The sequence below is a fragment of the Piscinibacterium candidicorallinum genome (assembly GCF_047549485.1).
In the GTDB taxonomy this organism is placed as follows: Bacteria; Pseudomonadota; Gammaproteobacteria; order Burkholderiales; family Burkholderiaceae_C; genus Piscinibacterium; species Piscinibacterium candidicorallinum.
The window spans coordinates 918,706-940,599 of record NZ_CP180191.1; the positions used below are offsets into that span (position 1 = coordinate 918,706).

Sequence of the window (21,894 nt, forward strand, 5' to 3'; positions counted from 1 at the left end):
GCCCTGCTCTAGAAATAGGCTGTGACGAACACGCCCATGTGGCTGCCGCTGAACTTGCGCACGCTGCCGCGCAGCGGATAGGTCTCGCGCACGTAGCGCAGCTTGACGCCGAGCTTCGAGTCCGCCGGGTGGCTGCCATGGAAGAGATATTCCACCTCGCCCACCCAGCCCAGGTTGTGGCCGTAGCGGGCGAGGGTCTGGGTGTCGCGAGTGTTCTCGCTTGTCCTGGATCGCAGGGTCAGCCAGGCACGATCCACGTAGCGTGCGCCACCACCAATGCGCAGATTGCGGTTCAGATCCAGATGCGCGAGTGCCTCGATCGGAAAGCGCGAAAAGCGCAGTGAATAGCTGTCATCGGACGCTTCGTCCGTGTGGTAGCCCAAGGTGCCACTCACGCTCAGGCGCGTGCCCAGCCGCCATTGGGCGCCCACGTTGGCCTGCCACAGGTTGCCGGCATAGAGATCAGGAAAGATTGCCTCAGCGCTGTTCACCGACCCCACCCGGCTGCCCCCCAGCGTGAGGCCGAAACTGGCGATGCCTCGGAACGAGCGCGGATCGTCACTTCCGCCGTCTGCCCCGCTGCGCACATCGCGCTCCACACCCACCATGCGCTCGGGGACGACCGGGACGTCCTGCGCCTGACCGGTCAGGGGCGTGGCAAGCGCAGCCAGCAGGGCGGCCACGCCGAGCAGGCGCGAGGCCGCCCGCTGTACTGGCGCAGGCCGCAGGCAGAGGAGCAGGCGGGGTTTCAAGCTTGCGGTGTGCGGCATGGCGGGTGTCAGGAGGGGGCGAGGATGTTTGGCAGCGACTGCGCGCGGCCGCGTTCAGGCTGTTGCGGCGCGCCCCATGGTCAACGAAGCATCTGCTTAACCCGGGCTACCGCATTTGGGTGCATGCAGGCAGTTTCCAATGGCCGAAAACGGTTGCCTGTTCTTTCGATGGCGCCGGTGTCGCTCTTCCAACAAGCGGGACCAGGTGTTCAACCTTGTCTAAGCATTGGCTGAAAATGAATGTTTTTGCCAGTGCTTCGTTGGTGGGGTTATTGAAACGGCCCGCGCTCGCGCTGCGCATCCCAGGCCGCATGGAAGTGATGCACTGGCCCGTGGCCGCTGCCCACCGTCAGCTCGCCCGAGCGCGCAATCGCCCGCGCGAGCCAGTCATGCGCAGCCTGCGCGGCGCGCGGCACATCCGGAATCTGCGGCAGCAGCGCGGCCAGCGCGCTTGAGAGCGTGCAGCCGGTGCCGTGGGTGTTCTTCGTGTCGATGCGTCGGCCGGCCATCTCGATCATCACGTCCCCGTCGTGCAGCAGGTCGATGCAGTCGCTGCCCGGCAGGTGGCCGCCTTTCAGGTACACCCAGCGGCGCCCGGTGGTGTGCAGCTTCTCGCGCAGCTTCTCGGCCATGCGCCGCATGTCGCGCACGTTCTCGGGCGCTGTCTGGCCCAGCAGCGCCGCGCCCTCGGGCAGGTTGGGCGTGAGCATCGTGGCCTGGGGCAGCAGCATGTCAGTGAGCGCGCCAACGGCGCTCTTTTCCAGCAGCGCGTCGCCGCTCTTGGCGATCATCACCGGGTCCAGCACCAGGTGAGCGGGCGCAAACTTCTGCAGACGCTCAGCCACGGTCTGGATCACGGGCGCCGCGCCCAACATGCCGATCTTCACGGCGTCGATCCGCACATCGGCCCAGAGCGTGTCCATCTGCAGGGCGATGAAGTCCGTGCTCACGGCCTGGATGCCCGTGACGGCCTGCGTGTTCTGCGCCGTGAGCGCTGCAACGATGCCGCAGCCGTAGGCGCCCAAGGCTGAAAAGGTCTTGATGTCCGCGAAGATGCCGGCGCCCCCGGAGGGATCGATACCGGCAATCGAGACGACGTTTGGAACCTGCTTGGTGGTCATTGGGGCACTCAGGAGGTGATCAGACGGGCGCAGGAGCCTCGCGCGTGCACGCGCGAGTCGCTCGGTCGGCGGCAAGCGGTGCTTGCCGAAACCCCGGCCTCGCCGCCCAGGGCCGAGAAGGTCTTGATATCCGCGAAGATGCCAGCCCCCCGGAGGGGTCGATACCGGCAATCGAGGCGACGTTTGGAACCTGCTTGGTCGTCACGGGAGCACTCAGAGGGTAGTGAGGGGGCATCAATAGGGCTGGATGCCTTGCGCCAGCACACGTGCATCGCTCATTCGTCCGCACCTCGGTCTCGCTTGGCGTTGGAGACGATGGTGTGGGTTCTGCGCTGTGCGTTTGGACGGGCAGTGTATTGAGGCCTCGCTCAACGCCCGTCCATCCCGCGGATTGGGCAGGGTGCAGCCCAGAGTGCTGCGACGCAGCAGCGAAAGTTCTTGTAGTTTTAAACGCACTTGCCTAGGGTTCAGTCCGTAGCTTTGCTACAGCTTGTTCGGCCTCTACACGACGGTCGCACGGGCACCGCGCACCGCCCCGACTGGGGAACGCAGAACAGGCGGCGGGCGCAGCGTGAATGCAGTACCGCAGTTTCTCTCGCGCAGTACCGATCCATTCAGCAACCCAGGCCGCGCTCCCTGAACTCACTCGCGGCCCCGGAGGAGACACACAACATGGCTAGTCGCTTTTCGCGCCGCTTTGCGGCGCTTGGGATCACTTTTGCCGCCGTTTTCGGCTCGTCAGCCCTGATGGACGCCCCAGTCCACGCTGCCACGGAGCAGAACAAGGCCTCCACCGCCATACTGATCCAGGGCTTTCACTGGAACTCGGCGGGCTACCGCAACCCCAGCTGGTATGGCGTGCTGCGTGGCCGCGCAGCCGATCTGCGCGGCATGGGCTTCACGCACATCTGGTTCCCGCCGCCGTCGGACTCCGCTGCGCGCGAGGGCTATCTGCCGCGCCAGCTCAACAACCTGAACTCCAGCTACGGCACCGAACAGGAGCTCAAGGACGCGATCGCCGCCTTCAAGGCCCAGGGCATGGGTGTGACTGCAGACATCGTCGTCAACCACCGCGTGGGCACCACGGGCTGGAGCGACTTCACCAACCCGGCCTGGGGGCTGGAGAGCATCGTCAACAACGATGAGTGCAATTGCGGGCGCGGCGGCAATGACACCGGCACCGGTTTCTCGGCCGCACGCGATCTGGCGCACAACCAGGCCACGGTGCAGAACGGGGTCAGGACATGGCTGTCCTCGCGCTTGAAAGCCGTGGGCTTCACCGGCTTGCGTCTTGACTATTCCAAGGGCTACAGCGCCTTCTACGTGCAGGGCTATCACGACGCCATGACGCCAGACTTCTGCGTGGGCGAGATCTGGAGCGACCTGAACATCAATGATGTGAATCCGCACCGCCAGGAGCTGATGAACTGGATCGACGGCACGGGCGGGCGTTGCGCGGCCTTCGACTTCACCACCAAGGGGCTGCTGAACCAGGCACTGAACTGGAACGAGTACTGGCGCCTGCGCGCCAGCGACGGCCGGCCCCAGGGTGCGATTGGCTGGTGGGCACAAAAGAGCGTGACGTTTGTGGACAACCACGACACCGGCCCGAGTGAAAGCTGCGGCAGCGGCCAGAACCACTGGCCCGTGCCCTGCGACAAGGTCATGCAGGGCTATGCCTACGTGCTCACGCACCCCGGCGTGCCCACGGTGTATTACCCGCACATCTATGACTGGAATCTGAAGGCGAGCATCAAGGCCCTGATGGACGTACGCCGCAACAAGGGCGTCACAAGTACATCAAGCGTCAGCATCCAGCGCGCTGAAAATGGGCTGTACGCCGCCATCGTCAACAACAACGTGGCGATGAAGATCGGCCCCAACAGCTGGAGCCCCGGCGCTGGCTGGACCCTGGCCACCAGCGGCAACAACTACGCCGTCTGGACGCGCTAAGTCCGCGCCCATACGGCCTGCGCTGGCCGGGCGCCGAGCCCGCCGGCGCACCGGACAGGTGCGCGCGCCGCGCCGGAGGTCTTCCGGCCGGCAAAAACACGCCGAGCGTCTGCTCGGCGTGTTCATTTATATGGATTTCGGCCAAACTTGAAAAAGTGGCTTTCCGCTTGTCAAAAGCCAATCTCCGGAGTGTTGAATGGCAGATTAAGCAAATTTCGGACGCAAAATCGCAGATCGAAGCGTGACATCGGGCCGGTGGAGTCCTTTGCGGCAGGTTAAGTTCCACCGAACTATTTGCGTTGACCCCTGATGCCCCGAGAACTAAATTACTGACTGATCAGTCACTTAGTCATGACATCGGCCGCCAGCCCGGCGAATTTGCCCGATGCTCACAACGCATCATGAACGCCGTACCCACCGCCATCGAAGACCCCGCCGCCGATGCCCACGGCGAACTGCCGCGCTGGCGCCGCCGTAAGGACGCCCGCCCGCAGGAGATCGTGCAGGCCGCGTTGGATCTGTTTGTGGAGCGCGGCTACGCCGCCACCCGGGCCGAAGACGTGGCCGCCCGCGCCGGCGTGTCCAAGGGCACGCTGTATCTCTACTTCGCCAACAAGGAAGAACTCTTCCGCGCCGTGATCAGCGAGGGCCTGGGCCCGGTGCTGCGCGAAGCCACCGAGCTGGTGGACCACTATCAGGGCAACACCTTCGACCTGCTCGAGGAGCTGTATTGGGGCTGGTTCGAGCGCGTGGGCGCCACCAAGCTCTCCGGCATCAAGAAGCTGGTGGTGGCGGAGGTCGGAAACTTCCCTGAACTGAGCAAGTTCTATCAGGAGGCCGTGATCGAGCCGGCCCACGCCATGATGGTCAAGCTGCTGGATCGCGGCATCTCGCGCGGCGAGTTCCGCGCCGTGGATACCGACGTCATGACGCACGTCATGATCTCGCCGATGCTGATGCTCTTTCTCTGGAAGCACACCTTCAGCGCGCCCAACTGCTGCATGCCGGTCGACCCGATCCAGCACGTGCGCGCCAGCATCGACCTGATCAAGCACGGGCTGGCCGCTGGGGCGGTACCCGCGCTGACCGCAGGCTCGCCCATGTACAGCATGGAGAAGGCACGCGCCGCGCTCGAGGCGGCGATGGCCCAGGGGGCAAACCCGCCAGCCTGACACGGGCCGCGCGCCCGAGAGACGGGCGCCTCCATTGAATCAACAAGCAAACCGGCCCGCGCAGACGAGGCCGCTGAACACCAGACTGGACATGATGAACAAGCGCGTAGTCGGCATCGTGATCGTGCTCGTTGCTCTCGGGGGAGGGTTCCTGCTCGTCAAGCAGCGCCAGGGCGCCAGCGCCAGCGCCGCGGTGGCTCAGCCCGCGCAGAAATCCATCGAACTGCTCGCCAGTGACCTGACCGTGGCCGGCAAGGCGCCGCTGGCGCGTGTGCTACCCATCACCGGCACCGTCAAGGCCACCCAGCAGGCCACCATCCGCAGCAAGGTCAGTGGTGACGTGGCCCGCGTGCTCGTGCGCGAGGGCGAGCCCGTGGCCGCCGGCGCCGTGCTGGCGCAGATAGACACCACCGAATTCGCCTCCCGCGTGGCCGAGCGTGAGCAGAACCTCAATGCCGCGCGCGCGCAGTTGGCCATTGCCCAGCGCAATGCCGAGAACAACAAGCGCCTGGTCGCGCAGGGCTTCATCAGCCCGACTGCCATGGACACCACCCAGAACCAGCTCGAAGCTCAGCGCGCTGCGGTGGCTGCGGCCGAGCAGCAGCTCACGCAGGCGCGCAAGACGCTCGCAGACGCGACTGTGCGTGCCCCGTTTGCCGGCGTGGTGACCGAACGCACCGTCCAGGCCGGCGACAAGGCCAGCCCCGACATGAAGCTCTTTGCGCTCGTGGACAACCGCAGCCTGGAATACGAAGCCGCGCTGGACCCCCAGGACGCAGCGCAAGTCAAGCCGGGCATGGTCATCACGCTCACACCGGACGGGCTGCCCGCCGTGCCGGCCAAGGTGCTGCGCGTGAATGCGGCGGTGACTTCCGGCTCCCGCGCCGTGATGGTCTATGCCGCTGTCCCCAGCGATGCCGGCCTGAAAAGCGGTCAGTTCACCGGCGGCAACCTGCGCCTGGGCGGCGTGAGCGATGTCGTGCTCGTGCCGGCCGAAGCGCTGCGCGAAGAAGGCGGCCGCACCGTGGTCTATACGCTGGTGAAGCAGGGCGAGAGCAGCCAGCTTCAGGCCGTGGCCGTGCGCACCAGCCTGCGCGGTGAGGCCACCAGCGGCGCGAACGCCGGCCAAGTGATGGTGGCCGTGGAGGGCTTGCCGGAAGGCACGCAGATCGTCGCGCGCAACCTCGGGCCGCTGCGCATGGGCGTGCCGGTGAAGGTCGCGCAGGCGGCTGCGGCGACCCCGACCAAGCCCGCCGCAGGCAAGAGCGAGTAAGCGGCGGGGCTCAGCAGCATGTTCTTCACCCGCATCAGCATCCACAACCCGGTGCTGGCCACCATGATGATGCTCGCCTTCGTGGTGCTGGGCATCTTCAGCTATCAGCGCATGCAGGTGGATCAGTTCCCGGACGTGACCTTCCCAGTCGTCGTCGTGCAGACGGAGTATCCCGGCGCCAGCCCGGAGGTGGTGGAGTCCGAGATCACGCGCAAGGTGGAGGAGGCCGTCAACACCATTGCCGGCATCAACACCCTGACCAGCCGCAGCTATGAAGGCAGCTCGGTGGTGATCGTGCAGTTTGAGCTCTACATCGACCCCGCCAAGGCCGCTCAGGATGTGCGCGAGAAGGTCGCGCTGATCCGCCCGCAGTTCCGCCGCGAGGTCAAGGAGCCGCGAATCAGCCGCTTCGACCCGGCCGATCGGCCCGTAGTCTCGCTGTATGTGAAGGCGCCTGCAATGAGCGCGCGCGAGATCAGCACGATGGCCGATCAGCTGATCAAGAAGCGCATCGAGAATGTGCGCGGCGTGGGGCAGGTCAACATCGTCGGCGGCGTGAAGCGCCAGATCAATGTGCTGCTGCGCCCGGCAGACATGGAGGCCTACGGCGTTTCGGTGGACGCCGTGATGAATGCCCTGCGCAACGAGAACCAGGAGCTGCCGGCCGGCACCCTGCGCAACCGCGGCAGCGAGAAGGTGGTGCAGATCACCGGCCGCATCGAGCGCTCCGACCAGTTCAACGACCTGATCGTCGCGCGACGCGCGGGTCAGCCCGTGTACCTGCGCCAGGTCGCCACGGTGCAGGATGGCCAGGCCGAGCAGGACAGCCTCGCGCTCGTCGATGGCCAGCGCGTGATCGCCATGGACATCCTCAAGAGCCAGGGCCAGAACACCATCGAGGTGGTGGACGCCGTCAAGAGCACGGTCGAGGGTCTGAACAAGGAACTCAAGGGCGTGGAGATCAACGTCGCCAAGGACGGCTCCAAGCCGATCCGCACCGGCGTGGCCAACGTACAGCGCACCTTGGTGGAAGGTGCGATCCTCACCATCCTCATCGTTTTCCTGTTCCTGGGCAGCTGGCGCTCCACCGTGATCACGGGCCTCACACTGCCTGTGGCGCTGATCGGCACCTTCCTGTTCATGTACTGGTTCGGCTTCACGATCAACATGATCACGCTGATGGCGCTGAGCCTGTGCGTCGGCCTGCTGATCGATGACGCGATCGTCGTGCGCGAGAACATCGTGCGCCACGCCGCCATGGGCAAGGACGCCTACACCGCCTCGATGGATGGCACGCGCGAGATCGGGCTGGCGGTCATGGCCACGACGCTGGCGATCGTTGCGGTGTTCATCCCCATCGGCTTCATGGGCGGCATCATCGGCCGGTTCTTTCACCAGTTCGGCATCACCATCGCGGCGGCTGTGCTGATCTCGATGTTCGTGAGCTTCACACTGGATCCGATGCTGTCCTCCATCTGGCACGACCCGGATGCTCATGGCGGCCCCAAGGGCAACGGCCCCTTGGCCCGGATGCTGCGCTGGTTCGACGGTGTCACGCAGGCGGTGGGGCGCTTCTATCAACGCGCGCTGGCCTGGTCGCTCGCGCACCGTAAGACCACGCTGGCCCTGGCCGCAGTGGCCTTCTTTGGCAGCTTCCCGATCGCCAAGTTCGTCGGCAGCGAATTCGTGCCGCAGGCGGATTTTTCCGAAAGCTCGGTGGAGTTCTACACGCCGGTGGGATCGTCTTTGGAGCTCACCGAAGCCAAGGCCCGCCAGGTGGAGAGCATCATCCGCGAGATGCCCGAGGTGCGCTACACCTACGCGACCATCAACACCGGCAGCGCCCAGGGCCGCAACTACGCCACCATCTATATCAAGCTGGTGGACCGCAAGGACCGCAGCCGCAGCCAGAAGCAGCTCACCCAGCCCCTGCGCGAGCGCCTGCAGGCGGTGGCCGGCATCACCGTCACCAATGTGGGTATGCGCGACAGCGTGGGAGGCGAGAAGACGATCAGCTTCTCGATCCTGGGGCAGGATCAGAAGGTGCTCGAGCGCCTGACGGCCGAGGTACTAAGCAAGATGCGCGACATTCCGGGTCTGGTGGATGTGGATACGTCCTCCAAGCCGGCCAAACCGCAGCTGGCCATCGAGGTGCGCCGTGATGCGGCCAGTGACCTTGGTGTGGGTGTCTCGCAGGTTGCCGCAACGCTGCGCCCGCTGATCGCAGGGGACACCGCCGGCACCTGGCGCGCGCCGGACGGCGAGAACTACGACATCAATGTCCAGCTGGCACCGAGCGACCGCAGCGCGGTGGATGACATGGCGCGCCTTTCGATTGCGGCCAGCCAGTCTGCAGGCAGCCAGAGCGCGGACGGCAGCAGCCGATTGGTCAAGTTGTCCCAGGTGGCGGATCTGCGCGAGACGGTCGGCGCCAGCCAGATCAACCGGCGTGAACTCACGCGCGAGATCAACATCAACGCCAACGTGTTCGGGCGCAGCTCGGGCGAGGTATCGGCCGAGATCCGCAAGGTATTGGACGGCATCGACTGGCCGCCGGGCTACCGGCCGAGCATCGGCGGCAGCGCCAAGAACATGGCCGAGAGCTTTGCCTACGCGCTGCAGGCCCTGGTGCTGGCGATCATCTTCATCTACATGGTGCTGGCCAGCCAGTTCAAGAGCTTCGTGCAGCCGATCGCCATCATGAGTTCGCTGCCACTCACCCTGATAGGCGTGGTGCTGGCTCTGCTGTTCTTCGGCTCCACGCTGTCGATGTTCTCGATCATCGGTTTCATCCTTCTGATGGGTCTGGTGACCAAGAATGCCATCCTGCTGGTGGACTTCATCAACCATGCGCGCGAGGCCGGCATGGAGCGCGGGGCCGCCATCCTGGAGGCCGCCCACGTTCGTCTGCGGCCGATCCTGATGACCACACTGGCCATGGTGTTCGGCATGGTGCCGCTGGCGATGGGGATCGGCGAGGGCAGCGAGCAGCGGGCACCCATGGGTCAGGCCGTGATCGGCGGCACCATCACTTCATCCATCCTGACCCTGGTCGTGGTGCCGGTGATCTACACCTATCTGGATGATCTGACCGTCTGGTTCAAGCGCCGCGCGGGTTTGCAGAGCGGAAACCTGTCGCCCAAGGCGGCGGAGTAGGCTCATGCGGACGCACACGGCCCCTTTGCTAACATTTTTTGCTTCGTTGACGGCAGCTGGCTTGAATCAGCCGGCGGACCGTCAGCCTCCTGTGCAGCGACCCCTTCGCTCATGCACTTCAACACCCCAATCCGTCGGTTTGTCGCACCGAACCCCCGGTCAGCACAGGTCTGACGGAACATTGCGCCCTTGAGCATCATGAACTTCGAACAAGCCCGCTTCAACATGATTGAGCAGCAGATTCGCACCTGGGAGGTGCTGGATCAGGCCACGCTCGACACCCTGGCCGCCGTCAAGCGCGAGGACTTTGTGCCAGCGCCCTACCGCGCCATGGCCTTCAGCGATCTGGAGATTCCGCTGAACGTGGACGGTGCGGCGCCGGGCGAAGTGATGTTCGCCCCCAAGCTGGAAGCCCGGCTGCTGCAAGAGCTCACCGTCAAGCCCACGGACACGATCCTCGAGATCGGTGCCGGCTCGGGCTACATGGCTGCGCTGCTGGCCAGCCGCGGCCAGACCGTGCAGACCTGGGAGCGCCAGCCGGCGCTGGCGGCATTTGCCCGCGCCAATCTGAGCCGTGGCGGAATGAGCAGCGTGACCGTGCGCGAAGGCGACGGCTTTGCCGCGAGCCACGACGCGAATGCGTTTGACGTGATCCTGCTGTCCGGCGCTGTCGAGCGCCTGCCCGAAGATCTGTTCAAGAGTCTGAAGCTGGGCGGCCGTTTCATCGCCATCGTCGGTCAGGCGCCGGTCATGAGTGCGGTGCTGGTCACGCGCACGGGCGAGGACCAATTCACCCAGGTCAAGCTCTTCGAGACGCTCACGACGCTGCTGGTAGGCGGCCCCACGGTCGAGCGCTTCCGCTTCTGATCCCAACGAGTCCGCCTGCGCCCGCATGATCGATCAGCTCGCCCCGGAAGTCGCACAGTCACGCATCGCTCAGGGGGCCATGCTGCTGGACGTGCGCGAGCCCTGGGAGATTGCCACCGCACAGGTTGAGGGCAGTGTCGTGATCCCCATGCGTGACATCCCTCAGCGACTCGGCGAACTGGATCGTTCAGCGGACATCATCTGCATGTGCCATCACGGGATGCGCAGCCAGCAGGTGGCCTTCTTTCTCATGCGCGCCGGCTTCGAGCGCGTCAGCAATCTCAGCGGCGGGATCGATGCCTGGTCCCGAGCTGTGGACCCCGCGGTGCCGCGGTACTGAACCGGCATCTGCCCGATCGCCGATACACAAGCACAACGCCTCCTCCCACCGAACGTTGCCAAGCCCACAAGGAAACCGATCCATGCAACGCACTGCTCTTGCCGTCGCACTCTCCAGCCTGCTGGCCCTGCCCGCGGCCCACGCCCTCTCGCTCCAGGAGGCCTTCGACGCGGCGCTGCAGAACGATCCGACTTTCAGCGGCGCGCGTGCCTCGCTGGTGGCTGCGCAGGAACGCACCAATCAGTCCAAGTCCCTGACGCGGCCCAATGTCGGGCTGACGGCATCGGCCAACGCCACACGCACTGAGCTCAAGATCAGCGGTACGCCGTCGGCCAGCTCGAATGACAACAACCAGCAGGCCGGCATCCAGGCGACGATGCCGCTGTTCCGCCCGGCCAACTGGGCGCAGCAGGAGCAGGCCAAGCTCGGTGAGCAGATCGCTGACGCGCAACTGGCCGCCGCCCGCCAGGATCTGATTCTGCGTCTGTCGCAAGCCTATTTCGACGTGCTCGCTGCGCAGGACAGCGTGTCCGCCATTGCGGCGCTGAAGAAGGCAGTGGGCGAGCAACTCGCCCAGGCCAAGCGCGAGTTCGAGGTTGGCACCAAGACCATCGTTGACACGCATGAAGCCCAGGCCCGCTTCGACCAGATCGTCGCGCAGGAGGCCGTGGCCCAGGGCGATCTGATCTCCAAGCAGTCGGCGCTGTCCCAGATCACCGGCCGCCCCACGCCTTCGCTGAACGGTCTCGTGAACAAGCCCAACCTGCGCATGGTGGAACCGGCCTCGATGGAAGACTGGGTCAGCCAGGCCGAGCGCGGCAACTATGGCGTGGTGATCGCAGGCAGCAGCCTGGAGATCGCCAAGCGCGACGTGACGCGCAGCAAGGCGGGCAACCTGCCTACAGTGGATCTGGTGGGCAATGTCGGTGCCAACCGCTCTTCCGGTTCGATTTCTCTGCCGCGCTCTTCCACTGGCAACTCCGCCACGGTCGGTGTGCAGATGACCTGGCCCCTGTATGCAGGCGGTGCCATCGATGCCCGTCTGCGCGAGACCATCGCCCTCGAGGACAAGGCGCGCCTTGATCTGGAAGCGGCCAAGCGCGCCGCCAACCAGGGCGCCAAGCAGGCGTATCTGGGCGTCACGTACGGTCTGGCGCAGGTTCGCGCCCTGGAAGCGGCCGAAGTGTCGGCGACCAGTCAGCTGAACTCCACGCGCCTGGGCTATCAGGTCGGTGTGCGAATCAACCTCGAAGTGCTCAATGCAGAGCAGCAGCTCGCGCAGACCCGCACCAACCTGCTCAAGTCCCGCTATGACACGCTGCTCGCCGGCCTGCGCCTGAAGTCGGCCGCCGGCCAGTTGGGCGACGAGGATCTGAAGGCCGTGAATGCCTACCTCTCGCCGGTGCCAGTCACGCCGGAGCCGGTGGTGGTACCGCCTTCGCCAGCCGTCAAGCCGCCGCCCAAGCGTTGAGCCGCCAACCCCGCGCTCAGAGCAAGGGGTCAATGAGTGCCAGGGTGCGCGCCAGCGCGCCTTGATGGGCCTGCTGGAATCCGAGCGCATTGCGAGACAGCGCCTGCATGCGTTTGGCGTCCGGTAGCAGGGTTTCCATCTGCGTACGCAGTGCGCTGGCGCCTTCAAGCTGCAGCACGGCGCCTGCCGTCACCGCGTCGCTCGTGGCCTGTGCGAAATTGAACATGTGCGGCCCAAGCAGGGTGACGCAGCCGGCCGCGCAGGGTTCGATCAGATTGCTGCCGCCATGCGGCAGCCAGCCCCCACCCAGCACGGCGATGTGCGTGCAGCCCAGGTAGTAGGCCATTTCGCCGAGTGTGTCGCCCAGCAGCACGCGCTGCGCGCCCAGATCGCCCAGCACCGCGCCTTCGCTGCGCCGCCCGAAGACGAGGCCCATGCCGCGCATGAGCTCGGCCACTTCATCGAAGCGCTGCGGTCGGCGCGGCACCACGAGTAGCTTGAGTTGCGGGTGTGTCTGCAGCAGTGGCGCAATCTGCTGTAGCAGCGGCGCTTCTTCGTCGTCGCGGGTGCTGATCAGACCGATCACCAGACCCGCGCCGTCGCCGCTCGCGCGGCGCTGCACTTGCCGCCCCGCAGCCAGTTGGTCCGCATTGAGCGCGATCTCGAATTTGAGGTTGCCGCAGACCTCCACCCGAAGCGCACCCACCGCCTTGAAGCGGCGCGCGTCATCCGCGCTTTGCGCCGCCACCGCAGCGAGGCCGGCGTAGGCGGGCCGTGCGAGCGCGGCTAAGCGTTGGGTGCGCCGCAGTGACCGTTCGGACAGCCGCCCGTTGACCACCACTACCGGCAGCGCGCGTTCCCGTGCTGCAGCCAGCAGGTTGGGCCACAGCTCGGTTTCCATCAACAGGCCCAGCGCCGGCTGCCAGGCAGCCATGAAGCGGCGTGTGGCGCCTGGCGTATCCCAGGGCAGGGTGGCGTGCAGCACTCGGTCGCCATACAGGTCTTGCGCGGTGGCACGGCCGGTGGGCGTCAGGGTGGTGACCAGCAGGCCGCGGGCCTGTACATCGGGCCGTGCGAGCATGGCTTCGATCAGCGGTTGGGCGGCCCGGACTTCACCGACCGAGACAGCATGCAGCCAGACCACTCCCGCGCGTGCGCTGGGGTAATGCCCGCGTCGCTCTGCGCGGTGCAGCCGATAGCCCGGCTCCGCCTTCGCACGGCGGTTGTGGTGCCAGTGCGCAAATGGAATGGCCGCCCGCGAGAGCAGGCCATAGACCTTGAGCGCGAACCAGCTGCCGAAGCTCATGCGTCGGGTGCTGCGGCCACGGCCAGAGCCATGTTGAGAGCGGCCAGCACGTCCGCCGTGCTCGGCGGGCGACCCTTGCCGCCCAGGCTGGCCGTGAAGGACGGGCCGGTCACGCCGGCCAGACCAGGTTCGTGGTCGCAGTAGATGCCAATGGTGGGTTTGCCCAGCGCTGCGGCGAGATGCGTGAAGCCGGTGTCCAGCCCCACCACGGCGCTCGCACCGGCCATGAGCTGCGCGGCTTCCTGCACGGTGAGGAAGGGCGGCACGCTGCCGCCGATGGTCTGCGCGATGCGCTGTGCGCGTTCGAGTTCGTCCTGACTACCCCAGAGCACTACGCGCGCCAGCCTCGCTTGCGCAAGCCGTTCGCCCACGGCCTGCCAGCTGGCTTCGGGCCAGAGCTTTTCGGCACGGCTGGCGGCAGGCATGAGCACCGCGTAGGGTGCTGTGTTTGACCCTGCCGGCAGCCAGTCATGCTGGCGGGCATCCAGGGGTGTGACACTGCCCAGACCGAAGTCCGCAGGCGCATCTGCGTCCGTACCCAGATGCGCGGCCGTGAGCAGCCGATTGCGCGCCACGGCCTGCTGATCGCGCGCCACGCTGGCGGTACGGTCGTAGAGAAAGCTGGCCAAGGGTTCGCGGATGCTTGCGCGGTCGTAGCCGGCGATGGGTGTAGTCTTGTGCGGGCCGCGCGCGAGCTTGCAGAACATCGCGCTCTTGACGAGGCCCTGCAGATCCAGGATCAGGTCGTAGGGTTCACTGCGCAGGCGCGCAATCGCTTCACCAGCCGCCTGACGCACGGCCGCATCGAAGGGGCTCTTGCGCCATTTGCGGAACTGGATGGGAACCACGTTCTGCACCGCCGGGTGCAGCTGCGGCAGGGCCGCGAAGGGCCGCTCCACCAGCCAGTCGATTCGTGCGCCCGGGTAGCGGCGTGCGATGTCGCTGGCCGCGGGCAGAGCATGCACCACATCGCCCATGGACGATGTCTTGACGATCAGGACGCGCATGGACGCGCCGCAGGCCTTATTTCTTCGCCTCGGCCACCAGTGCCGGGTTGAGGCGCGGGTCGTTGTACATCTTGAACTGGCGGTAGACCTTGAAGTGCGCACGGCCCAGGCGGGCGTCGTCCAGCAGCTGGTCGTAGCAGCTGGCCAGATCGCCGCGTTGCTCGTTCAGGCGCGCGAGCTTGCCTCGGCAGCTCTCGCGGTGGGCTTCGTCCACATCGGTGCGCTCGGTCTGCTGGCGCATGGCGCGGATCTTGAGGGACATGATCGACAGCCGGTCCACCATGCTGCCCGCGGTCTCGCTGTTCAGGCGGCTGCCGGCCTTGATATTGGAGATGGGTGAGTCGGTGCGGGCGCTGTTTGTGTCCACCAGACCCAGGCCGATCAAGAGCTGCTCATCCACACGCTCGGTGGCGTCATTGCGGGCCTGATTGAACTTGTCGATGTGGCGCTTGTTCACCGCAATATCCTCAGCCGACACGGTGGTGCGGCGCGCGAGATCTTCCTCGGCCCAGAGCAGGCAGTTGTTGCGGTGGTTCTCGCCGATCCATTGCCACACCGGCTCGTCCGTCTCGCGCATCCGGATCTCCGTGGGTGGCCAGGCGGGATCCGCGAGGCAGCGATCGTGGAAGGCGGTGATTTCGGCGCTGGTGGGCAGGTTCATGGCGGTGGCGCTTCTTGTGCTTGTGAGGAAAACGGGAGCTTAGAACGGCAATGCAGCGTCCGGCTTCACGGCCAGCAGCTGGCTGCGGAAGGCGCCCTGGATGCGTGCCAGCGCCTCCGGCGTGTCGGCCTCAAAGCGCAGCACGATCACCGGCGTGGTGTTGGAGGCACGCGCCAGGCCGAAGCCGTCGGCCCACTCGGCGCGCACGCCGTCGATGCTGATGATGCGCTCGGCACCTTCAAACTTGCCGTTGGCGGCCAGCTTCTCGATGACCGCATGCGGCTCGCCTTCGGCGCACTTGAGCTGCAGCTCCGGCGTGCTGCTGGAATTGGGCAGGCCTTCAAGCAGGGCGGAGATGTCCTGGCCGGCCGCCTTGGCCTTGGCAAGAATCTCCAGCAGACGCGCGCCGGTGTACATGCCGTCATCGAAGCCGTACCAGCGCTCCTTGAAGAAGATGTGGCCGCTCATTTCGCCGGCGAGGGGCGCGCCGGTTTCCTTGAGCTTCGCTTTCACGAGACTGTGGCCGGTCTTCCACATCAGGGGCTTGCCGCCGGCGCGTTCGATCTCGCGGCCGAGCAGGCGCGAACACTTCACGTCGAAGATGATCTCGGCACCCGGGTTGCGGGAGAGCACGTCGCGCGCGTAGAGCATCATCTGCCGGTCCGGCCAGATGATGGCACCGTTCTTGGTGACCACGCCCAGGCGGTCGCCGTCGCCGTCGAAGGCGAAGCCGATCTCGCAGTCCGTCGTCTTGAGATGCTCGATCAGGTCTTCCAGGTTTTCCGGATGGGCTGGGTCCGGGTGGTGGTTCGGGAAGGTGCCGTCCACTTCGCAGAAGAGTTCATCAATATCGCAACCCAGGGCGCGGAACAGCTTGGGTGCCACCGCGCCCGGCGAGCCATTGCCACAGTCCACGGCGATCCTGAGCTTGGCCGCCGGCTTCACGTCGCTGGCGATGCGCGCGATGTAGGCGTCCGTCACGTCGTGCATGCTCACCTTGCCTGGCGTGGTCACCGCGGGCGGGAGGCCTGCTTCGATCGTCTGGCGCAGGGCCTGGATGGTGTCGCCCCAGATGGCGGTGCCGGCCACCACCATCTTCAGGCCGTTGTATTCGGGCGGGTTGTGGCTGCCGGTGATCATCACGCCGCTACCCACGCTCTTGCCGCCGGCCTGCAACTCCACTGCGGCCCAATACACCATGGGCGTGGCCACCACGCCGATGTCGATCACATCGATGCCCGCGGCGGTGATGCCCGCCACCAGCGCGTCGCGCAGCGCCGGGCCACTCAGGCGTCCGTCGCGGCCGACCACGCAGGTGGTGCCCCCCTGCGCGCGGGCCTGCAGGCCGAGCGCCTGGCCGATGGCGCGCACGGCTTCCACGGTGAGGGTCTTGTCGACGATGCCGCGGATGTCGTAGGCCTTGAAAATGTCCTTGGAGATCATGCTCATGGGTGGCGTGCGCTGGTGTTGAGTGGCGGCCGTGCGTCCGGACGCCGTGGTTTCGGGATGCGGCGCACGATGCGGGCGCCTGCGCGAGCCCTCCGCTCGCAGCGCGCAATGCTAGCCCACGCCCATGTTTCTTTTTGCAGCGCAACAGAGCTGCTGCGCACCCATAGAATCCAGTCGCAATGGCGCGCTCGGCATCCTGCGGGGCGCGTGGAATGTCTTGATGATTGTGGTGATGACCGACCCCGGTTCCATTCTGGTTGTGGGTGATCTGCAGGGCTGCCTCGATCCCTTCGAGCGCCTGCTGGATGCCGCGCGGGCTGCGGGCTGGGCGGGGCCGCTGTGGATCGCGGGTGACCTGATCAATCGCGGTCCGGATTCGGTGGGCGTGCTGCGCCGTCTGATACGCGAGCCCGACTGCGTGGCGATCCTGGGCAACCACGATCTCGCCTTTCTCGCCGTGGCTGCCGGTGTGCGCAGCCCGAAGCGCGGCGACACGCTGGATGCGCTGCTGGCCGCACCGGACCGCGACGACCTCATCGACTGGCTGCGCGCCCGGCCGCTGGCGCACTTCGAGGCGGGGCATCTGATGGTGCATGCTGGTGTCGATCCACGCTGGACAGTGCAGCAGACCCTGGATGCCGCCGCCGAAGTGCAAGCCGTGCTGCGCAGCGACGGCTGGTGCGACTTCATGCGCCACATGTGGGGCAATGCGCCGGAACAGTGGCGCGACGATCTGCAGGGCTGGGACCGGCTGCGCGCGATCGTGAACGTGCTCACGCGTCTGCGCTTCTGCACGCCGTCGGGCCGGCTGGACTTCGACACCAAGGACGGCGCGCTCAGTTCACCGCCGGGCATGCTCCCCTGGTTTGACATCCCGCGCCGCGCCACGGGCGGCGTGCCGGTGGTCTTCGGCCACTGGAGCACAGTGGGGCTGATCGAGCGGCCGAATCTGATTGGGCTGGACACCGGCTGCGTCTGGGGCCAGGCCTTGACCGGCTGCATCCTGAATGCGGACTGGACCCAGCGGCGCTTCGTGCAGGTGCCCTGCGTGGCGGGCGGGCGCTAGACGCTTCTTCGAACTACAAAAAACGGCCAGAAAGATCAGTCACTTTCAGCCGGAATCATGAAAAATCGCCGTTTGCGGCTTTCCGCTTGCACATTGCGGATCTTTGGGTGTCCGGTCTGGCAAGCGGGCTGATTTAGGTCAGATTCGGTCGCGTTACTAAGGCAAATTCGGCCAAACATGAAAACGTGGCTCGACATCGAGTGGAGCCGAGCCCCGCGCGGGCGCTCAGTCCAGGCGCGCAAACACCCCGCGTGAGGCCTCGATCGTCCCGTCAATCACCTCAGCCGTGTGCGCCGCGCTCACAAAACCCGCCTCATACAGCGCCGGCGCAAAGTAGTGGCCAGCGTCCAGCATGCCGTGGAAGAAGCGGTTGAAGCGCTCCTTGTTCGTGGCCAGCACGGCCTGGTAATGCTGCGGCAGGTGGTCGGCAAAGAAGAAACCGAACATGCCGCCTTCGCTGTCCACCGTGAAGTCAATCCCCGCCGCGCGCGCTTCGCGCTGCAGGCCGTCCACCAACTGACGCGTGCGCACCGCGAGTTGCTCGTAGAAGCCGGGCTGCTGGATCAGTTTGAGCGTGGCCAGCCCGCAGGCCGTGGCCACCGGGTTGCCCGACAGCGTGCCTGCCTGGTAGACCGGCCCCAGCGGCGCCAGCTGCGCCATCACCTCTCGCGTGGAACCAAAGGCCGCCAGCGGCATGCCGCCGCCGATCACCTTGCCCATCACCGTCATGTCCGGCTTGAAGCCGGGAATCAGTCGCGCGTAGATGCTCTGCGCGCCGCCCAGCGCGACGCGAAAGCCGGTCATCACCTCATCAAAGGCGAGCAGGGCGCCGTGCTGGGTGCACAGCTCGCGCATGCGGGTCATGAAGGGCACGCTCGCACGCACGAAGTTCATGTTGCCGGCGATCGGCTCGACCATCACGCAGGCCAACTCCTTACCGTGTAGGGCAAAGGCTTCTTCCAGCTGGGCGATGTTGTTGTATTCGAGGACGATCGTGTCCTTGGCCACGTCGGCCGGCACGCCGGCGCTGGTCGGAAAGCCGAAGGTCGCCAGACCGCTGCCGGCCTTCACCAGCAGGGCGTCCGCATGGCCGTGGTAGCAGCCTTCGAACTTGATGAGCTTGTTGCGGCCGGTGAATCCGCGCGCCAGGCGGATCGCGCTCATGCCGGCCTCGGTGCCGCTTGACGTCAGCCGCACCTGCTCGATTGAGGGCACCAGCTTCAGGATCTCCTCGGCCAGCTCGATCTCGCGCTCCGTGGGTGCGCCGAAGGAAAAACCCTCCAGCGCAGCCTTCGTCACCGCCTCGACCACCTGCGGGTGGCCGTGGCCCAGGATCATCGGGCCCCAGGAGCCGATGTAGTCCGTGTGCCGCTTGTCGTCCGCGTCCCAGAAGTAGGGCCCCTGCGCCCGCGCCACGAAGCGCGGCGTGCCGCCCACGGCGCGAAAGGCGCGCACGGGCGAATTCACGCCACCGGGAATCACGTTCTGGGCACGGGCAAACAGGGTGTCGTTGCGGGACATAGGGCAGTGGGGCAAGAGCGAGAGGGTTATGGATGGCCGGGGCGGGGCTAGGTGCGGCCTGTCGCCGACGGGCGGTTTGGGCTTCGGTGCTGCGGTAGCGTCCGCGTCAGGCGGCAAACAGTGCGCTGAACGCACGAGCTGCGTCTTCGGGGTCCGGCGCATAGTAAAGGGCTGAAATCACCGCAAGCGCATCGGCACCCGCGGCAATCGCCCGCGGGGCCGTGTCGAGATCCACGCCGCCGATGCCCACGCGCGGCACGCCCAGCGGCGCAGCAGCGTTGAATAAAGAGAGGGGAGTGCGAACCGCCGCCGGCTTGGTCGGTGAGTCGAACAGACTGCCAAAAGCCACGTGATCCGCGCCGGCGGCCACCGCCGCCTGCGCCAGCGCCAGCTGGTCATAGCAGCTCGCACCCAGCAGCCGGGCAGGACCCAGCTGCGCGCGGGCCGCGGCGAGATCGCCATCATCGCGGCCGAGATGGACGCCATCAGCCTCGCATTGCAGGGCGAGAGTGACATCATCGTTGATGATCAGCAGGGCGCCGTGCTCGCCCGTGAGCTGGCGCAGCGCGCTGGCCAGCGCCAGCCGTGCCGCGCCTTCAATGTGTTTGCTGCGCAGTTGCACCACGCGCGCGCCGCCACGCAGAACCGACCCTGTGCGCAGCAGAATGTCTGCGGCCGGCAGGCCGTCGGGCGTGATGGCGTACAGCCCCTGGATACGGCGTGTGGGTTGCCGGTCGGTCATCGTCTGTGGAAGTCTGTCCAAGCGAGGCGGGGGTCGAGCCACGGGCGGTGCGCGCCCGGTCCGTCTGCCAGACCGGGAGACGGACCGGTTCGGCGAGCTCGCGTTGCATGCGCACCACGCGGTTGCCCGCCTTGCACCACCGGGGCGAAACAGGAAATCAGCGCTGTTGCCTTCGGTAACATGGCCGGGCTTTCACATTCTAAGAGTGCGAACTTCATGAAAACCTGGATGTGCCTGATCTGCGGCTGGATCTATGACGAGGAGAAGGGGGCACCCGACGACGGCATCGCCGCTGGCACCAAGTGGGAAGACGTGCCGCCGAACTGGACCTGCCCGGAGTGTGGCGCCCGCAAGGAAGACTTCGAGATGGTGGAAATCTGACGTTTTTCACACCGCGAGTTGCGCAGGAATCGCTCGCAAGTGCCTGATTTTCCTAGCGACACCTAAAGTGCTTCGTTAAACTCGTTGATAAGTTTTCTAGTGCATTCTCGAGTCTCTTCGTCTGGCCGAAAGCTGTTCACGCCCGGCGGAACTTGGTTTGATTGAACATTCCCCACAACGAGTGCCCGCCGCCCATGTCTGAACTACTCAACGGCCTGAAGGTGATGGTGATCGATGACTCGAGCACCATTCGCCGCAGCGCGGAGATCTTCCTGTCGCAGGTGGGCTGTCAGGTGCTGCTGGCCGAAGACGGATTCGACGCGCTGGCCAAGATCAACGACCACGAGCCGGCCATCATCTTCTGCGACATCCTGATGCCACGCCTTGACGGCTATCAGACCTGCGCACTCATCAAGAAGAGCCCCAAGTACTCCAGCACGCCGGTGATCATGCTGTCCTCCAAGGACGGGCTGTTCGACCGGGCGCGCGGCCGCATGGTGGGCTCGGACCAGTATCTGACCAAACCTTTCACCAAGGAAACCCTGTTGGCGGCAGTGCGCTCGCACGCCGAGCTGCTCGCCCAGCGCTGACAGATCTACATAGAGACGACGCAATGGCAATCACCAAGATCATGGTCGTGGACGATTCTCCGACCGAGCGCTATTTCCTGACCGACCTGCTGATGAAGAACGGCTACATGGTCGTGCAGGCAGAGAACGGCGAAGAAGCCCTCTCCAAGGTGAAGATCGAGCGCCCGCAGCTCGTCATCATGGACGTGGTCATGCCCGGCCAGAACGGCTTCCAGGTCACCCGCGCCCTGTCCAAGGATCCGGAGACCGAGATGATCCCGGTGATCATGTGCACCACCAAGGGGCAGGAGACCGACAAGGTCTGGGGCATGCGCCAGGGCGCGCGCGACTATGTCGTTAAGCCTGTGAACCCCGACGAACTGCTGGGCAAGATCCGCGCCCTGCCGGAATCTCAGCTCTGATCGGCCGCGTCGATTCGCAGCGCTGAACACCGCCCGCACCACGCACCCCAGCAGCCCAACTGCATCCGAGCTGATGAGCGCACCCGCACCGAACAGCCCCGACAACTCGCAGCGCAACCGGCTGCGCGAGTTCCAGGCCCGGATCGCCCAGCGAATCCGCGATGCCCAGTCCGCCGCGGTGGCACACCCCAAGCTGGCCGTGCGTTGCGGCTCGCTGAACCTGCTACTGCCCTTGGCCTCCACGGGCGAGATCATCTCCGTACCGGCCGTGACCAAGGTGCCGCGCACGCTGCCTTGGTACGAGGGCCTGGCCAACGTGCGGGGTTCGCTGATCGGCGTGGTCGACCTGTGCCGCTACTTCGGCATGGACGCCACGCCGACGGACAGCACCTCACGCGTGATCCTTCTGGCCCCTGCACTGGGCGTGAACGCCGGCTTGATTGCCACACGCGTGCTGGGCCTGCGCAACGTCGAAGATCTCCGCGCCGCCGAATTTCACGCTGACGGACTGCCCGAGGCGGCCACGCATGTGGCGCTGGGTTCCTGGCGCGACGGATCGGGCGGCCAGTGGACCGAGCTTTCGCTGGAGGCGCTCGCAGCCTCCGATGGTTTTTTGCAGATTGGTGCTGCCTGAGCCGAAGGGCCGG

20 protein-coding genes are annotated in these 21,894 nt (G+C 66.0%); 12 read left to right on the top strand and 8 right to left on the bottom strand.

Annotated elements, in window-relative coordinates:
- Window positions 1-8 precede the first annotated feature (8 nt).
- Entirely contained in the window at window positions 9-770 is a 762-nt protein-coding gene (locus ACMDW7_RS04165; protein ID WP_377305304.1) for a hypothetical protein, read from the bottom strand.
- 269 nt (window positions 771-1,039) lie between these two features.
- Entirely contained in the window at window positions 1,040-1,891 is an 852-nt protein-coding gene (gene thiD, locus ACMDW7_RS04170; protein WP_377305302.1) for a bifunctional hydroxymethylpyrimidine kinase/phosphomethylpyrimidine kinase, read from the bottom strand.
- 672 nt (window positions 1,892-2,563) lie between these two features.
- On the opposite strand from thiD, the gene ACMDW7_RS04175 reads away from it, so the two are divergent.
- The 7 genes from ACMDW7_RS04175 to ACMDW7_RS04205 all read left to right on the top strand — a co-directional run bounded on the left by ACMDW7_RS04175 (window position 2,564) and on the right by ACMDW7_RS04205 (window position 12,123).
- Complete coding sequence (locus ACMDW7_RS04175; RefSeq protein WP_377305300.1) at window positions 2,564-3,844, top strand: glucan 1,4-alpha-maltotetraohydrolase domain-containing protein; 1,281 nt, start codon at window positions 2,564-2,566, stop codon at window positions 3,842-3,844.
- A 401-nt stretch (window positions 3,845-4,245) separates the two neighbouring features.
- Window positions 4,246-5,016 carry a TetR/AcrR family transcriptional regulator gene (locus ACMDW7_RS04180; RefSeq protein WP_377305298.1) on the top strand — a complete coding sequence of 257 codons (771 nt, stop codon included), beginning with the start codon at window positions 4,246-4,248 and terminating at the stop codon, window positions 5,014-5,016.
- 94 nt (window positions 5,017-5,110) lie between these two features.
- Window positions 5,111-6,289, top strand: coding sequence for an efflux RND transporter periplasmic adaptor subunit (locus tag ACMDW7_RS04185; RefSeq protein WP_377305296.1), 1,179 nt, complete (start codon window positions 5,111-5,113; stop codon window positions 6,287-6,289).
- Between the two features lie 18 nt (window positions 6,290-6,307).
- Window positions 6,308-9,445, top strand: coding sequence for an efflux RND transporter permease subunit (locus ACMDW7_RS04190; RefSeq protein ID WP_377305294.1), 3,138 nt, complete (start codon window positions 6,308-6,310; stop codon window positions 9,443-9,445).
- Between the two features lie 198 nt (window positions 9,446-9,643).
- On the top strand, window positions 9,644-10,312 hold the full coding sequence (locus ACMDW7_RS04195; protein WP_377305292.1) for a protein-L-isoaspartate O-methyltransferase family protein: 669 nt from the start codon (window positions 9,644-9,646) through the stop codon (window positions 10,310-10,312).
- Window positions 10,313-10,337: 25 nt separating this feature from the next.
- Window positions 10,338-10,652 (top strand): rhodanese-like domain-containing protein, encoded by a 315-nt coding sequence (locus ACMDW7_RS04200; RefSeq protein ID WP_377305290.1) that lies wholly within the window; start codon window positions 10,338-10,340, stop codon window positions 10,650-10,652.
- 82 nt (window positions 10,653-10,734) lie between these two features.
- Entirely contained in the window at window positions 10,735-12,123 is a 1,389-nt protein-coding gene (locus ACMDW7_RS04205; RefSeq protein WP_377305288.1) for a TolC family outer membrane protein, read from the top strand.
- 16 nt (window positions 12,124-12,139) lie between these two features.
- On the opposite strand, the gene ACMDW7_RS04210 is transcribed toward ACMDW7_RS04205, so the two are convergent.
- The 4 genes from ACMDW7_RS04210 to ACMDW7_RS04225 are packed head-to-tail and all read right to left on the bottom strand — an operon-like array spanning window position 12,140 to window position 16,546.
- Window positions 12,140-13,429, bottom strand: coding sequence for a 3-deoxy-D-manno-octulosonic acid transferase (locus ACMDW7_RS04210; RefSeq protein ID WP_377305286.1), 1,290 nt, complete (start codon window positions 13,427-13,429; stop codon window positions 12,140-12,142).
- On the bottom strand, window positions 13,426-14,436 hold the full coding sequence (waaC, locus tag ACMDW7_RS04215) for a lipopolysaccharide heptosyltransferase I (protein WP_377305284.1): 1,011 nt from the start codon (window positions 14,434-14,436) through the stop codon (window positions 13,426-13,428). Before waaC ends, ACMDW7_RS04210 begins: the two co-directional genes overlap by 4 nt.
- Before the next feature lie 16 nt (window positions 14,437-14,452).
- A complete protein-coding gene (locus tag ACMDW7_RS04220) occupies window positions 14,453-15,097 on the bottom strand; it encodes a DUF4254 domain-containing protein (protein WP_377305282.1) in 645 nt (214 codons plus the stop codon).
- Between the two features lie 39 nt (window positions 15,098-15,136).
- The gene (locus tag ACMDW7_RS04225; protein ID WP_377305280.1) at window positions 15,137-16,546 is read right to left on the bottom strand and encodes a phosphomannomutase/phosphoglucomutase; all 1,410 of its coding nucleotides are present in this window, start codon (window positions 16,544-16,546) and stop codon (window positions 15,137-15,139) included.
- Window positions 16,547-16,778: 232 nt separating this feature from the next.
- Here ACMDW7_RS04225 and ACMDW7_RS04230 point away from each other — a divergent pair, with 232 nt between their 5' ends.
- A complete protein-coding gene (locus tag ACMDW7_RS04230; protein ID WP_377305279.1) occupies window positions 16,779-17,612 on the top strand; it encodes a symmetrical bis(5'-nucleosyl)-tetraphosphatase in 834 nt (277 codons plus the stop codon).
- Window positions 17,613-17,837: 225 nt separating this feature from the next.
- On the opposite strand, the gene hemL is transcribed toward ACMDW7_RS04230, so the two are convergent.
- Together hemL and thiE are read right to left on the bottom strand one after the other, a co-directional pair.
- Window positions 17,838-19,133, bottom strand: coding sequence for a glutamate-1-semialdehyde 2,1-aminomutase (gene hemL / locus ACMDW7_RS04235; protein ID WP_377305277.1), 1,296 nt, complete (start codon window positions 19,131-19,133; stop codon window positions 17,838-17,840).
- 106 nt (window positions 19,134-19,239) lie between these two features.
- Window positions 19,240-19,875 carry a thiamine phosphate synthase gene (gene thiE / locus ACMDW7_RS04240; protein WP_377305275.1) on the bottom strand — a complete coding sequence of 212 codons (636 nt, stop codon included), beginning with the start codon at window positions 19,873-19,875 and terminating at the stop codon, window positions 19,240-19,242.
- Window positions 19,876-20,091: 216 nt separating this feature from the next.
- On the opposite strand from thiE, the gene ACMDW7_RS04245 reads away from it, so the two are divergent.
- The 4 genes from ACMDW7_RS04245 to ACMDW7_RS04260 all read left to right on the top strand — a co-directional run bounded on the left by ACMDW7_RS04245 (window position 20,092) and on the right by ACMDW7_RS04260 (window position 21,881).
- Complete coding sequence (locus ACMDW7_RS04245; RefSeq protein WP_054126192.1) at window positions 20,092-20,256, top strand: rubredoxin; 165 nt, start codon at window positions 20,092-20,094, stop codon at window positions 20,254-20,256.
- A gap of 194 nt (window positions 20,257-20,450) precedes the next feature.
- A complete protein-coding gene (locus ACMDW7_RS04250; protein ID WP_054126213.1) occupies window positions 20,451-20,846 on the top strand; it encodes a response regulator in 396 nt (131 codons plus the stop codon).
- A 23-nt stretch (window positions 20,847-20,869) separates the two neighbouring features.
- Entirely contained in the window at window positions 20,870-21,247 is a 378-nt protein-coding gene (locus ACMDW7_RS04255; protein ID WP_054126191.1) for a response regulator transcription factor, read from the top strand.
- A gap of 73 nt (window positions 21,248-21,320) precedes the next feature.
- Window positions 21,321-21,881 (top strand): chemotaxis protein CheW, encoded by a 561-nt coding sequence (locus ACMDW7_RS04260; protein ID WP_377305272.1) that lies wholly within the window; start codon window positions 21,321-21,323, stop codon window positions 21,879-21,881.
- The last annotated feature ends 13 nt before the right edge of the window (window positions 21,882-21,894 follow it).